This is a genomic window from Erwinia pyrifoliae DSM 12163 (assembly GCF_000026985.1).
In the GTDB taxonomy this organism is placed as follows: Bacteria; Pseudomonadota; Gammaproteobacteria; order Enterobacterales; family Enterobacteriaceae; genus Erwinia; species Erwinia pyrifoliae.
Map to the genome: position 1 here is coordinate 2,642,554 of NC_017390.1, position 13,615 is coordinate 2,656,168.

A 13,615-nucleotide genomic window follows, 5' to 3' on the forward strand; every position below is an offset into this window, starting at 1 on the left:
CAAAACAAAAACCCCCGTTCCTCGCGGAACGGGGGCTTTTTTAATCTGCATCAATTACCGCAGCGATCTCACCCGAGGTTTTCAGCGCCCGGACCTGCATAAACAGCTCCGTGGCTTCCTGATACTCCTTGCGCAAATAGCCGAGCCACTGCTTAATGCGCGCCACATGATATAGCCCGGTATCGCCCTGCTTCTCCAGCCGCACATAGCGCTGTAACAGCTGTACCACCTGGGGCCACGCCATACGCGGCTCCTTGCATTTAATCACCCGGCTGAGGTTGGGTACGTTCAGCGCTCCACGCCCGATCATCACCGCATCGCAGCCCGTAACCGCCATACAATCTTGCGCGCTGTGCCAGTCCCAGATTTCGCCGTTGGCAATCACCGGGATGGTCAAGCGCTGGCGGATCTCACCAATTGCCTGCCAGTTAATCGCTTCGGCGCGGTAACCGTCTTCTTTAGTACGGCCATGCACCGCCAGTTCGCTCGCCCCGGCCTGCTGCACCGCATCGGCAATTTCAAACTGACGCGCCCCCGAGTCCCAGCCCAGCCGCACTTTCACCGTCACCGGCAGATGGGCAGGCACGGCTGCGCGCATCGCCTTTGCACCCTGATAGATCAGCTCGGGATCTTTGAGCAGGGTCGCTCCCCCGCCGCTGCCGTTAACGGTTTTTGACGGGCAGCCGCAGTTAAGATCGACGCCCCAGGAACCAAGCTCCACCGCGCGGGCGGCGTTTTCCGCCAGCCATTCGGGATATTGCCCTAATAGCTGAATGCGCACCAGGGTGCCCGACGGCGTGCGGCTGGCATTATCCAGTTCGGGACAGAGTCGTTGAAAGCATTTCACCGGCAGCAGTGCGTCTACTACGCGTAGAAATTCCGTGATACAGAGATCATAATCGTTGACGTCGGTCAGCAGCTCTCGCACTAATGAGTCGAGAACGCCTTCCATCGGGGCAAGTAATACACGCATGGTAAGCCTGTGGCGGGGGTAACAAGGGGAAGCGGGCGCTTCCCCCCGGTTAATTAGCCGTTATTCGCCGGGTTGGCGCGGCGTGGACGGGTTTTGTTGACCCGTGGTGCGCCACCGGTGCCGCTTTCAGGACGTGCACCGCGCGCGGCACCGGCACTGTTGCCGTTACCCTGGCGGCGTTCGCCGCCGTTACCGTTACGGTTTGCGCTGGCGCTACGATCGCTGCCGCCTCGGGGGGCTTGCCCCTGGCTGCCGCGCCCACGTCCGCCACCGCCGCCGCCGCCGCGCTGCTGCTGACGACCATTAATGATCGGCTCGGCTTTGATGCTTGGGTCCGGTTCAAAACCGTCGATCGCCATACGCGGGATCTCACGCTTCAGCACGCGTTCGATATCGCGTAACAGCTTGTGCTCGTCAACGCACACCAGCGACAGCGCTTCACCGACCGCCGCCGCACGACCGGTACGACCGATACGGTGGACATAGTCTTCCGGCACGTTAGGCAACTCATAGTTCACAACGTGTGGCAGCTCTTCGATATCGATCCCACGCGCTGCAATGTCCGTTGCCACCAGCACGCGGATTTTACCGTCTTTAAAATCACTCAGTGCGCGGGTACGTGCGCCCTGGCTCTTATTACCGTGAATGGCGGCGGCGGTGATGCCGTCTTTATTCAGCTGCTCGGCCAGATGGTTAGCACCATGTTTGGTACGGGTAAACACCAGCACCTGCTGCCAGTTGCCGCGACCAATCAGCAAGGACAGCAGCTCGCGCTTGCGTTTTTTGTCCACCAGGTGAACATGCTGGGTCACCTGCTCGGAAGCGGTGTTGCGGCGGGCAACTTCGACCTGCTCTGGGTTGTGCAGCAGTTTTTCCGCCAGGGTTTTGATTTCGTCAGAGAAGGTCGCCGAGAACAGCAGGTTCTGACGTTTGGCCGGCAGTTTTGCCAGCACGCGGCGGATATCATGAATAAAGCCCATATCCAGCATGCGGTCCGCTTCGTCCAGTACCAGGATTTCCACTTTCGACAGATCCAGCGCGTTCTGATGTTCCAGGTCCAGCAGACGGCCAGGCGTCGCCACCAGCACGTCCACACCGCCGCGCAGTTTCATCATCTGCGGGTTAATGCTGACGCCGCCAAATACCACCAGCGACCGCATATCAAGATATTTGCTGTAATCCTGCACGTTTTCGCCAACCTGAGCCGCCAGTTCACGAGTCGGGGTCAGGATCAGGGCGCGCACCGGTCGCCGGCCTTTCGGGTGCGGGTTGTGACTGCTCAGCAATTGCAGTAATGGCAGAGTAAAACCTGCGGTTTTACCCGTCCCCGTCTGGGCGCTGGCCATCAGGTCTCGTCCAGCAAGCACTACCGGGATTGCCTGACGCTGAATAGGCGTTGGCTCGTTATAGCCCTGTTCTGCAACAGCGCGCAAAATATCGGCATTGAGGCCGAGAGAATCAAATGACATAAAGTTGACTGACTCCGGATCCGCCCTGACCGCATCGCGGTGAAGTTTCCAAGGGGAGAGTTGACGTCAGGATCATTCCTGACGCTTGAATGACGGCACAAACCACGGTGCATAAGGGGATGATTATAGCAGACCCCAACGCGATAAAGGCAGTTATTATTGCCTGTATTACGAGAAATTAATCGACAGGCTAAATAACACGTTGCCCGGAACGGCTGAAAGCGCGTGAAGACTTGAGGGGGGGATGCGGTGAAAACGGGCCACCGAAGTGGCCCAACGGGAAACTAGCGCGGACGCTGGGGCGGCTGTGAACGCTCTTTGACCAGCAGCGAAACCAGCGCTGGCCCGGCCAGCATCACCACGCCGACGGCACCAAGCAGCAGGTTGTTGTGCACGATCCGTGACAAAACCAGCAGCACCATCATCGCGGCACCGAAGTAGTAAGTGGTGGTGACATCTTCAAGGAAATCACCGATACGCCGCAGATGCGGCAACCGCTGGGTAAGCAACATCGCGGTAAATACGCCGGCATACAGCGTCAGTAAAATCGTGCTGACCTGCAACAGCGCCTGATGTTTCCAGCCCCACACCAGCGCGGCGATCAGCAGCAGGTGCAGTGCGATATGTACGCAGTTTTGTCCGGTGACAATCTGGATACGATGGGACCATTTCATTTTTTTCTCCTGGCAGACCCGACAAAGGTTGCTCAAGCGGGTTACCGAAACCAGTCAGTAACGTGTTACCTCAGACTATCGTAGTTTTAGGTTAACGCCGTATAAAGAACGCGCGCTCTACCTGGTTTTGTGACCAAGACTACACTCTTTCTTTCACTGGTTAAAAGCAAGAGTGCCGACAGTATGCCACAAAAGCCAAAGGGATTTCATTTTAAGTCCCGACGGCGAACGCCTTGAACGGTTGCATAACGTGATTGCTGGCTGATGTCCGCCCGGCGGCTGTGCGGCAACCCGCCAGGCGGCAGCAGGAATTTAGCGCTGAGAGGACGTGACGGTCAGTCAGGATTGGCGAATATCAGGGCAGGCACTAAACCAAAGTGATCTGGCAGGCTAAACAGGGTTGAAGCCGTTCGGTGAGCAACATGTCATCGCCGTCACTCACCGCATTGACAGGCAATCCGTCTGACGCGGGGCTACATTTCCCGCCCCGCGTCAGCGAACGTCGATTAACGGCGATTGCCGAAAATACGCAGCAGCATCAGGAACAGGTTAATGAAATCGAGATACAGCGTCAGCGCCCCCATTATCGAGTAGCGACGCATATTCTCTTTATCTTCAACGTTGATCCCTTCGCCGATGTTTTTCAGCTTTTGCGTGTCGTAAGCCGTCAGTCCGACAAACACCACCACCCCGATATAGGTGACTGCCCACATTAACGCCGTGCTTTTTAGCCAGATATTCACCAGCGACGCCAGCACGATGCCAATAAGCGCCATAAACAGCATGCTGCCCATGCCGCTCAGGTCGCGTTTGGTGGTATAACCCCACAGGCTCATGGCACCAAACATCCCGCCGGTCACCACAAAGGTGCTGGCAATTGACGAATAGGTATACACAAGGAAAATGCTGGCCATGGTCAGTCCGGTCAGCGCCGAGTAAAGCATAAACAGCCCGGTGGCCACGGCCCCACTGAGTTTATGCACCATGCCAGACAGGACAAAAACCAGCCCCAGCTGAAAGATAATCAGACCAAAGAAGGTGATGCGGTTAGCAAATACCAGCTGCATCACCGCTGGCGTATTAGCCGCATACCAGGAGATGAATGCCGTCAATAGCAAACCGCAAGTCATCCAGCCATAAACCTGGGCCATATACACCGAAATGCCGCTGCCGGCACGTTGAACGATTGAATCATCAGAACGTGGATATCTATCCATGATGCCCCCTTAAATGGTTGAATGAAAAAACAGTGCGATCTTTTTTTAGTCTGGCATATACCGACTTGCTACACCACCCTCAATCCACGCCGTTCTCTATCGGTACAGGATTAAAAGGGTTGGAGGCAGTGGGTAGAAAACGCCCATCTATCTTAGCCTTTCCGGCGACTGATCGAGAGCTTTTTTAGTTCAAACCTGGAGCCATTGCACAACCCTTTTTCGTCGCCAAAGCGGGACAGCAAGGATGCACAGCCAGCAGGTTTGGCAAGGATCATGCGCCTGCCTGATAACAGAACCATTTACAGGATAAGCGCTACGCCCACAGCATTGATTTAAAAAGTAAAATGTCTACAGCTGCCGGTTTGGTTTAAATAAACCCGACAATTATTGCCGACCAGGCAGCATAGAAAGCTGGCACCCTGCCGTGGCCAGCTTTTTATGCTGGTCAGTTCACCGTCACATCATCTGTTATTTTGCTAATCATCCGGGCTGGGGATAAAACAGGTTCGGTTTATCCTGGCGGTCTGCCCGGCCAAAAATGAGTTAATTGCGTGATAAACAGCTCTGGTAACGGCTGTTCACGCGCTGGGCAAACCACGCGGTGGTAAGATTACGCGTCATCTTCGGGCTGTCCAGCTTGATCCCCGGCAAAATTTCACGCGGTAGCTTTTTGCCAGCGTGCTTATCGGCCAGGGCAAATACCGATTGCCACAGATCGGTTTTGTCGAAGTCATTACCGTCACCTTTTTCCAGCGCACGGCGAATGGCCCGGTCGCTGTAATCCAGCCGTTTGCCCAAGAGACGCACGGCCTTCTCGGTGCCCCCGGCGCTGTCTGAACCGTAGTTAATCAGGTCACCATCCAGCGCCAGCTTAATACCACTGAGACGCGACACGGCGGCCTGGAAGGCGGCATTGCGGCTGGCATACCAGCCGGCGTTGAAGTCGGCAAAGCGGTACAATGGCGCAGTGTAGTTTGCCGGATAAGCCAACAGATGCATGGTGCCAAACCACATGCCACCACGGCGGGTAAAGACCTCGCGCCGGATGGAGCCGTCCACCTGGTAGGGATAGTCTTTCGCGTGGGCCTCGGCAAAGGCAATACTGACCTGCATCGGCCCACCGGTATGGATCGGGTTCAGATTACCGAACAGCTTCTGCCCCATCGGCACCATATCGATGAAATCATCAAATACCGCGCTAAGCTCCTTCTCGCTTTTGACGTGATCCAGCCGGTCGGCATAGCTTTTACCGGTGGGGGATTTGATCAGCAGCGCGGTGCGTACCAGGAATGACGGGATATGGTGCTGTCCGGCGCGGCGGTCGATTTCACCCCAGGCAATTTTCGGCAAACCGCTTACCGCCGCATCAGCGCTGAAATTCGACTCTTGCCCGGTGACGGCAATCACCGCGCACAGGTTACTGACGGAAGGCGGGATGTTCTGGCCGTTAAATGTCACATAAATATCCCCTGCCCACCCCTTCCGGTCGCTCACTCCCTCAGGAAGCAAACGGGCAATCTGAGTTTTGACATCGGCGGGACGCGGTGCAGAGGCATTGTCTGACGAATGGCGGCTACAGCTCGCCAGCAGTAGCGCCAGCGGAATAATGAGTTTTTGTAAAGAACGGTTCATTGATTTCCTTTCCAACGGGCGGCGGCCTGCCGATCGCTGTCGCGTGCAGCAACCCAGCGCTGGCCGCTAGCGGTGGCTTCACGCTTCCAGAACGGGGCGCGCGTTTTCAGTTGATCCATAATAAATTCGGCAGCAGCAAAGGCTGCCCCACGGTGCGCTCCGCTAACGCCGACCAGCACGATATCATCGCCGGGGAATAGCTCGCCAATACGGTGGATCACCGTCACCCGCTGCATCGGCCATTGCAGGCGCGCTTTCGCAATAATATCCGCCAGCGCTTTCTCTGTCATGCCGGGGTAGTGTTCCAGCGTTAGCGCGCTGACATCGTCACCCAGGTTGTGGTTACGCACTTTCCCGGTAAAGGTCACTACCGCGCCGTCCAGGTCTGAAGCGGACAGCCACTGATGCTCATCACTGATACTGAAGGGCAGATGACCGACTCTGATCCGGGTTTCCATCTCAACCTCCGGTCACTGGCGGGAAGAAGGCCACTTCATCCCCGGCGCGTAGCGGATGCTGCAGCGACACCAGCGTCTGATTCACGGCCGCCAGCAGCTTACCTGGCGCCAGCGCCAGCGCCCAGCGTTCCCCCTTCTCCGCCAGCTGGCGGCGCAGCGCTTCGACATCGGCGTATTCTGCGGCCACCTGCAGCCCGTCAGTACCAACCAGTTCACGCACCTGGGCAAAAAACAGCACGTTAATCATCAGACACCGCCTGAAAATCACCCGATTTGCCGCCGCTTTTACTCAATAAACGGCACTGCTCAATGGTGATGTCTTTCTGCACCGCTTTGCACATGTCATAAATGGTCAGAGCGGCGATGGAAGCCGCCGTCAGTGCTTCCATCTCGACTCCGGTTTTACCGCTCAGGCGGCAGAGTGATTCAATTCGTACCCGGTGATGTTCAGGTTCAGCCACCAGCGTCACTTCGACCTTACTCAGCAGCAGCGGATGGCACAGCGGGATCAGTTCCCAGGTACGCTTTGCCGCCTGGATACCGGCAATACGCGCGGTGGCAAACACATCACCCTTGTGATGGCTGCCTTCAATAATCATTTGCAGCGTCTGCGGGTGCATCACCACAAACGCCTCGGCACGCGCTTCGCGCACGCTTTCCTGTTTGGTGGAAACATCCACCATATGCGCCTCTCCGGCAGCATTAATGTGAGTCAACTGGGACATATCAGGTTTTCTTCAGATGCGAAACAAAATGACAGGGGCGGGTACGGGCATCAAGCTGGTGCTGAATAATGCGTTCCCAGGCAAGCTGGCAGGCAGCGGTTGAACCGGGAACGGCGAAAATCAGCGTACCGTTAGCGATACCGGCCAGCGCGCGCGATTGCAGGGTTGCAGTGGCGATATCCTCCCAGGAAATCATGCGGAACAGTTCGCCGAACCCCTCGACTTCACGGTCGAACAATGGCCTGAGCGCTTCCGGAGTGGCGTTTTTTTCGTTAAAGCCGGTGCCACCATTGATCAGCACCACTTGCACATCCTTACTGGCAATCCAGCTGGACACCACCGCGCGGATGCGGTAACGATTGTCCGGGACAATCGCATGATCCAGCACCTGATGCCCCGCCCCGGCCAGCGCTTCACGCAGATAGCTGCCGGAACTGTCGCTGTCGGCGCTATGACGATCGGAGACGGTCATCACCGCCACGTTAAGGGGGATAAAATCGCTGCTGCCTTTTCCCATAATCAAATCCTTAGCTTAACCGCCAATAAATGAAAGATTCTGTGTGATACCGCTATTGCCCTGATGCAGAAAATGCGTCTGTTTTTTCGTTAACAGGCTGCCGGCAATACGCGCCTGTAACTCCGCCTGCTGGTCGTCATGCGCCAGCAAATCTCTGAGCGGCACGCCGCCGTCGCCGAACAGACACAAATGCAGGTTGCCCGTAGCCGAGACGCGCAAACGATTACAGCTGGCACAGAACTCTTTTTCATAAGGCATAATCAGGCCAATTTCGCCCTGATAGTCTTGATGACGGAATACCTGCGCCGGGCCATCGCTGCGCTCGCGCACCTGGAGAACCCAGCCCTGCTGCAACAGGCGGTTGCGGATAACGCTGCCGGAAATATGGTGTTGACGAAACAGCTCTCCGCCATCGCCGGTTTCCATCAGCTCAATAAAGCGCAGCTGGATGGACCGGGTGCGGATCCAGTCGAGAAAGGTATCGAGGCTTTGGTGATTGACGTCACGCATCAACACGGTGTTCACCTTGACCTTGCTGAAGCCGGCGTCAAAGGCCACATCGATACCGCGCATCACCTGGTCGAATTTATCCTGTCCGGTGATGGCGTGAAACTGGCGGGCGTCCAGACTGTCGATGCTCACGTTGAGCGCGTTTAGTCCGGCAGCGCGCCAGCGCGCCACATCGCGTTGCAGGCGGTAACCATTAGTGGTCACCGCCAGCTGGCGAATGGCCGCATTTTCACGTACCGCAGCGATAATCTCGGTGAAATCACGGCGCATGGAAGGCTCGCCGCCCGTCAGACGCACTTTTTCAGTGCCGGCAGCAGCGAACGCACGCGTGACGCGCCGGATCTCATTCAGCGTCAGAAAGCGTTTATTTTGCGCGCCCTGGGGCTGATAGCCATTGGGCAGACAGTAGGTGCAACGAAAGTTACACACGTCGGTGATCGACAGACGCAGATAGTAGAACCTGCGCGCGAAGTTATCAGTAAATTGTGACACAGGTAACACCTTTCCAAAACGGGAGATGCAGGCATTTCTTTCTGCACCCTGGCAGCGCGATGGCTGCGGCCAGGACACCATATCCAGCGGGACACAGGTATCAGGGCTTTAGTGCGGTATGCCGACATCGGCAAACCGTGGTGGCGGGAATGTTAACGCTAATATTGTGTGCTGACCAGAACAGAGTTTCGCTATGTATTTTTATATATAGCGAATTTTAGCGACATTTTCCCCGACGAATAGCGTAAAATATGCGGTGATAATCTGTTGAAAACAACCTGGATAATATGATGCGCAATCGCACTTTAGCTGACCTCGATCGCGTGGTGGCTTTGGGGGGTGGACACGGACTGGGCCGCGTGATGTCCGCCCTGTCACCTCTGGGTTCCCGCCTGACCGGCATTGTTACCACCACGGATAACGGCGGCTCCACCGGTCGCATCCGGCGCTCCGAAGGGGGAATTGCCTGGGGAGATATGCGTAACTGCCTGAATCAGTTAATTGCCGAGCCGGGCGTGGCATCGGCAATGTTTGAATACCGCTTCAACGGTCATGGCGAACTGGCAGGACATAACCTCGGCAATCTGATGCTGAAAGCACTCGATCATCTTAGCGTACGGCCTTTAGAAGCCATTAATGTGATCCGAAATCTGCTGAAGGTTGACGCATTCCTGATCCCGATGTCCGAACAACCGGTCGATCTGGTGGCACGGGACGTTGACGGGCGTCTGGTCTATGGCGAAACGGACATTGACCTGATGGCGCTGCCACCACAGGAGCTGATGCTCTCACCGGCGGTTAGCGCCACGCGTGAAGCGGTAGAGGCGATTGGCCAAGCCGACCTGATCCTTATCGGCCCCGGCAGTTTCTTTACCAGCCTGATGCCGGTACTGCTGCTACCGGAGATTGCACAGGCGCTGCGCCGTACCACGGCGACGATGGTATTCATCGGCAATCTGGGTAAAGAACTGAGTCCGGCGGCTGCCGGGATGACGACCGCTAACAAGCTGGAAATGATGGAAAAGGTGATAGGGAAACAGGTGGTTGATGCGCTGCTGCTGGGGCCATGCGTTGACAGCGCCCGGCTTGGGCAGCGCCTGGTTATCCAGCAACCGCTGGAAGCAGAGGATATCCCCTACCGTCATGACCGCCAGCTGTTGCGCAAGGCACTGGAACGGGCAGTGCAGTCAATGAGGTAATGGCCGTTTACCGGCGGGCTGCGCCCCCGGTAACGGCGCCAATCAGGACGCCGCGATAAACAGCTCGCGCACCTGGTGCAGCTGGTCACGAACCTGGGCGGCCTGTTCAAATTCCAGATTCTGTGCATGCTGCTGCATCTGCGCTTCCAGCTGGTGGATGCGCTTTTGCAGTCCCTGCGGCGACAGATCGACGTAGGCCGGATCGTCTTCGACAATACTGCGCCCTTTCATATTACGCGGTTTGGCTTTGTTCTTCGCCAGCCCCTGGCCCAGCTCCAGAATATCGGAGATTTTCTTGTTAAGGCCCTGCGGGACAATGCCGTGCTCTTCATTGTGCAGCTGCTGCTTCTCACGGCGACGTTCGGTTTCGCCAATTGCGCGCGCCATCGACGGGGTGATTTTATCGCCGTAGAGGATCGCCTTACCGCTAAGGTTACGCGCAGCACGGCCAATAGTCTGGATCAGGGAACGCTCAGAACGCAAGAAGCCCTCTTTGTCTGCATCGAGGATGGCCACCAGCGAAACCTCAGGCATATCCAGCCCTTCACGCAGCAGGTTGATCCCTACCAGCACGTCAAACTTGCCCAGCCGCAGATCGCGAATGATTTCCACGCGCTCCACGGTATCAATGTCCGAGTGCAGATAGCGCACCCGCTCACCGTGCTCTGTGAGGTATTCGGTTAAATCTTCCGCCATACGTTTGGTCAGTACCGTGACCAGCACGCGTTCGTTAATCGCCACGCGCTGGCGGATTTCAGAAAGGAGATCGTCCACCTGCGTTGCCACCGGGCGCACTTCAACAATCGGATCGAGCAGTCCGGTAGGACGCACCACCTGGTCGATCACCTCGCCACCCGATTTTTCCAGTTCGTAATGACCCGGCGTGGCGGAAACGTAGATGGTCTGCGGTGCCAGCGCTTCAAACTCTTCAAACTTCATCGGGCGGTTATCCAGCGCTGACGGCAGACGGAAACCGTACTCCACCAGCGTTTCTTTGCGCGCCCGGTCGCCACGGTACATGCCGCCTATTTGCGGAATAGTCACATGGGATTCATCAATCACCAGCAGACCGTCGGCGGGCAGATAGTCAAACAGCGTGGGTGGCGCTTCGCCCGGCCCGCGTGCGGACAGATAGCGCGAGTAGTTTTCAATCCCGGAGCAGTAGCCCAGCTCGTTCATCATCTCAAGATCGAACTGGGTGCGCTGGCTCAGGCGCTGCTCTTCCAGCAGTTTGTTGTTATCCAGCAGCACCTTTTTCCGTTGCACCAGCTCTTCTTTGATCTCTTCCATCGCCTGCAGGATGCGCTCGCGCGGCGTCACGTAGTGGGTTTTGGGATAGATGGTATAACGCGGGATCACCGACTCAATCTGGCCTGTTAACGGGTCAAAAATGGACAGCCGCTCCACCTCTTCGTCAAACAGCTCCACGCGCAGCGCATAATCATCAGACTCCGCCGGGAAGATATCGATAACCTCTCCGCGTACGCGGAACGTACCGCGCTGGAAAGCCTGGTCGTTGCGCGCATATTGCAGCTCTGCCAGCCGGCGCAGAATGGCGCGCTGGTCAATCACCATACCGCGCGTCAGGTGCAGCATCATTTTCAGATAGAGATCGGGGTCACCGAGGCCGTAAATCGCCGATACCGATGCCACCACCACCACGTCACGCCGTTCCAGCAGCGCTTTAGTGGCCGACAGACGCATCTGCTCGATGTGTTCGTTCACCGAAGCGTCTTTTTCGATAAAGGTGTCCGAGCTGGGAACGTAAGCTTCAGGCTGGTAGTAGTCGTAATAAGAGACAAAATACTCTACTGCGTTATCCGGGAAAAACTCCTTCATTTCGCCGTACAGCTGCGCCGCCAGCGTTTTGTTTGGAGCCAGCACCATCGTCGGGCGGTTCAGGTCGGCAATCACGTTAGCCACGGTAAAGGTTTTACCCGACCCGGTCACGCCGAGCAGGGTTTGATGCGCCAGGCCGTCTTCCAGCCCCTCTTTCAGGCGACGGATAGCCTCCGGCTGGTCACCAGCGGGTTTAAATTCGGAGTTGAGTTTGAAGACTTTGCTCATTTCAGGCTACCTGATGAAGATGGACACGAACCAGCATCTCATTCTACCCGGCTCTGACGATTTTGCCAGCAAAAAACACTGGATATAATCACAGCTATACGCCATGATGCCGTTTTGTCGGCCAGAGATGCTGTATTGCCCGGCATGGTGCCAGGAGCTGAACCGGGTAAGCAAAGAGCTTATCCCCACAGGATTCAGATTTTACTGTTTGTCAAGAGCGCCGGCTGAAAGTCTTCACCAATGGATTCCATCAGTAAGAGATTATTGATTTTATATAACCAGTTGATTTTAAGCATATATTCAATAAAGCCGAGTTTCGCACCAACCCGCAGCAAAGCCGCGTCCGCTCTCGTATTGCGCTAGTTTTCACAGTCTAATACACAAGGTTATCCACAGGAATGGTGGATAACTGTCTACAGCGCTTGAGACGTCTGATGTGTATAACTCATCCCCATGTACGGTTAAGTCCGGTAAATATTTTTTTTCTGCGGTTTTTTTAGCGCCGCCGTCACACCGTTACGCACTGAAAAACACATTTGACCGCATCCTGGCGCATCTTCTCTGTGATACCACGTTGTACAGGCTGGTTGCCAGCGGATCCGGCACTTGCACCATCACTGATTAGCAGCAGGCACTGACCCAGTGCAAAATGCTATTTACCCCGCTGAACAGTTTAGCTGCGCTCATCAATAACCTGCACCAGGGTGCAGGCAACGCGAAAAGCCGGCCTCATCACTCACCTGGCGCGATGATTGCATGGTCATGATAATGACATAGCATTACGCTGCAATGCCTGATGCTTTCACAACACCATAGCGAAAAGCATCAAGCCGCAACGGTTGTTCATGGTACGCCAGACTGTTTGCCATACGACAAAGAGCGTAAGCAAAACAGGTGCGATCTAAAACTTTCTGGAGGAGAGTGTCAGATGCTCAGTTTACGTTCAGTCAATCAGTTCTACGGGCAAAACCACATTTTGTGGGACGTCGATTTGGAGCTTGAACCCGGTACCTGCACCGGTATTCTCGGGCGGCAGGGCATGGGGAAAACCACGCTGGTAAACTGCATTATGGGACATCTGCCGATCAACAGCGGCTCCATGACATGGCAGGGTGTCAGCGGGCCGCCACAGGATCTGCTGCTGCAACCGGTGGAAACCCGCGCCTCGCTGGGGATCGGTTATGTGCCACAAGGACGGCACATTTTCTCTCAGATGAGCGTTGAAGAGAATTTGCAAATCGCCCTGTTGGCCGGTGCAGGTATGGCATGCCACAGGGCGATCCCGAAGAGGGTTTATGATCTGTTTCCTGCGCTGTGGTCATTGCGCCACCAGCGCAGCGGTGAGCTGGCCATCGACCAGCAGCAACAGCTGGCGCTGGCGCGTGCGCTGGTATTGCAGCCCAGGCTGCTGATTCTGGATGAACCCACGGAAGGCATGTCACCGTGGCTGGAAGAGGAGATGGGAAATCTGATCCATCGACTGAGTCACGATTTTGGTATGACTATTCTGCTGCTGGAACAGCGCCTGTCGTTTATCCGTCGCGTAGCCGACTATTTTCTGTTGCTGCATCGCGGACGTAATGTGGCTCACGGCAAAGTGGCGCTGCTCGATGACCGCGTGGTCAATACGTGGCTGGCGGTGTGATCGCCACGGCTGGCCAGCGGCACGGGCCGTTTCACCA

Annotated in this window: 13 protein-coding genes and 1 riboswitch; of the genes, 2 read left to right on the forward strand and 11 right to left on the reverse strand. The window is 56.2% G+C overall.

All coding sequences use genetic code 11. The features are described from left to right. Positions 1-40: 40 nt before the first annotated feature. The 10 genes from dusC to moaA form a co-directional block, all read right to left on the reverse strand. Positions 41-973, reverse strand: coding sequence for a tRNA dihydrouridine(16) synthase DusC (gene dusC / locus EPYR_RS11950; protein ID WP_012668660.1), 933 nt, complete (start codon positions 971-973; stop codon positions 41-43). Positions 974-1,026: 53 nt separating this feature from the next. Next, positions 1,027-2,442, reverse strand: coding sequence for an ATP-dependent RNA helicase RhlE (gene rhlE / locus EPYR_RS11955; RefSeq protein WP_012668661.1), 1,416 nt, complete (start codon positions 2,440-2,442; stop codon positions 1,027-1,029). 284 nt (positions 2,443-2,726) lie between these two features. Continuing rightward, positions 2,727-3,116, reverse strand: coding sequence for a YbhQ family protein (locus EPYR_RS11960; protein WP_012668662.1), 390 nt, complete (start codon positions 3,114-3,116; stop codon positions 2,727-2,729). A gap of 506 nt (positions 3,117-3,622) precedes the next feature. Continuing rightward, the gene (locus EPYR_RS11965; protein WP_012668663.1) at positions 3,623-4,333 is read right to left on the reverse strand and encodes a Bax inhibitor-1/YccA family protein; all 711 of its coding nucleotides are present in this window, start codon (positions 4,331-4,333) and stop codon (positions 3,623-3,625) included. 543 nt (positions 4,334-4,876) lie between these two features. Next, positions 4,877-5,965 (reverse strand): DUF1615 domain-containing protein, encoded by a 1,089-nt coding sequence (locus EPYR_RS11970; RefSeq protein WP_012668664.1) that lies wholly within the window; start codon positions 5,963-5,965, stop codon positions 4,877-4,879. Then, positions 5,962-6,423, reverse strand: a complete 462-nt coding sequence (gene moaE / locus EPYR_RS11975) for a molybdopterin synthase catalytic subunit MoaE (RefSeq protein WP_012668665.1) — start codon at positions 6,421-6,423, stop codon at positions 5,962-5,964. The genes EPYR_RS11970 and moaE overlap by 4 nt, the downstream gene beginning before the upstream one ends. A 1-nt stretch (position 6,424) precedes the next feature. Next, complete coding sequence (gene moaD, locus EPYR_RS11980; protein ID WP_012668666.1) at positions 6,425-6,670, reverse strand: molybdopterin synthase sulfur carrier subunit; 246 nt, start codon at positions 6,668-6,670, stop codon at positions 6,425-6,427. Then, a complete protein-coding gene (gene moaC / locus EPYR_RS11985) occupies positions 6,663-7,148 on the reverse strand; it encodes a cyclic pyranopterin monophosphate synthase MoaC (RefSeq protein ID WP_012668667.1) in 486 nt (161 codons plus the stop codon). The genes moaD and moaC overlap by 8 nt, the downstream gene beginning before the upstream one ends. Position 7,149: 1 nt before the next feature. Further along, the gene (gene moaB / locus EPYR_RS11990) at positions 7,150-7,665 is read right to left on the reverse strand and encodes a molybdenum cofactor biosynthesis protein B (protein ID WP_012668668.1); all 516 of its coding nucleotides are present in this window, start codon (positions 7,663-7,665) and stop codon (positions 7,150-7,152) included. A 15-nt stretch (positions 7,666-7,680) separates the two neighbouring features. Then, complete coding sequence (gene moaA / locus EPYR_RS11995; RefSeq protein ID WP_041474125.1) at positions 7,681-8,667, reverse strand: GTP 3',8-cyclase MoaA; 987 nt, start codon at positions 8,665-8,667, stop codon at positions 7,681-7,683. Further along, positions 8,658-8,793, reverse strand: a riboswitch (molybdenum cofactor riboswitch). It overlaps the preceding gene by 10 nt. Before the next feature lie 164 nt (positions 8,794-8,957). On the opposite strand from moaA, the gene EPYR_RS12000 reads away from it, so the two are divergent. Continuing rightward, the gene (locus tag EPYR_RS12000; protein WP_012668670.1) at positions 8,958-9,866 is read left to right on the forward strand and encodes a gluconeogenesis factor YvcK family protein; all 909 of its coding nucleotides are present in this window, start codon (positions 8,958-8,960) and stop codon (positions 9,864-9,866) included. 42 nt (positions 9,867-9,908) lie between these two features. Here the strand turns inward: EPYR_RS12000 and uvrB are convergent, their stop codons facing one another. Next, positions 9,909-11,933, reverse strand: coding sequence for an excinuclease ABC subunit UvrB (gene uvrB, locus EPYR_RS12005; protein WP_012668671.1), 2,025 nt, complete (start codon positions 11,931-11,933; stop codon positions 9,909-9,911). Between the two features lie 928 nt (positions 11,934-12,861). On the opposite strand from uvrB, the gene EPYR_RS12010 reads away from it, so the two are divergent. Beyond that, complete coding sequence (locus tag EPYR_RS12010) at positions 12,862-13,578, forward strand: ABC transporter ATP-binding protein (RefSeq protein WP_012668673.1); 717 nt, start codon at positions 12,862-12,864, stop codon at positions 13,576-13,578. Positions 13,579-13,615 lie beyond the last annotated feature (37 nt).

Excerpts from the sequence above, each read along its gene's own strand:
- dusC (WP_012668660.1), bottom strand. The coding sequence starts at position 973 with ATGCGTGTATTACTTGCCCCGATGGAAGGCGTTCTCGACTCATTAGTG.
- rhlE (WP_012668661.1), bottom strand. The coding sequence starts at position 2,442 with ATGTCATTTGATTCTCTCGGCCTCAATGCCGATATTTTGCGCGCTGTT.
- EPYR_RS11960 (WP_012668662.1), bottom strand. The coding sequence starts at position 3,116 with ATGAAATGGTCCCATCGTATCCAGATTGTCACCGGACAAAACTGCGTA.
- EPYR_RS11965 (WP_012668663.1), bottom strand. The coding sequence starts at position 4,333 with ATGGATAGATATCCACGTTCTGATGATTCAATCGTTCAACGTGCCGGC.
- EPYR_RS11970 (WP_012668664.1), bottom strand. The coding sequence starts at position 5,965 with ATGAACCGTTCTTTACAAAAACTCATTATTCCGCTGGCGCTACTGCTG.
- moaE (WP_012668665.1), bottom strand. The coding sequence starts at position 6,423 with ATGGAAACCCGGATCAGAGTCGGTCATCTGCCCTTCAGTATCAGTGAT.
- moaD (WP_012668666.1), bottom strand. The coding sequence starts at position 6,670 with ATGATTAACGTGCTGTTTTTTGCCCAGGTGCGTGAACTGGTTGGTACT.
- moaC (WP_012668667.1), bottom strand. The coding sequence starts at position 7,148 with ATGTCCCAGTTGACTCACATTAATGCTGCCGGAGAGGCGCATATGGTG.
- moaB (WP_012668668.1), bottom strand. The coding sequence starts at position 7,665 with ATGGGAAAAGGCAGCAGCGATTTTATCCCCCTTAACGTGGCGGTGATG.
- EPYR_RS12000 (WP_012668670.1), top strand. The coding sequence starts at position 8,958 with ATGCGCAATCGCACTTTAGCTGACCTCGATCGCGTGGTGGCTTTGGGG.
- uvrB (WP_012668671.1), bottom strand. The coding sequence starts at position 11,933 with ATGAGCAAAGTCTTCAAACTCAACTCCGAATTTAAACCCGCTGGTGAC.
- EPYR_RS12010 (WP_012668673.1), top strand. The coding sequence starts at position 12,862 with ATGCTCAGTTTACGTTCAGTCAATCAGTTCTACGGGCAAAACCACATT.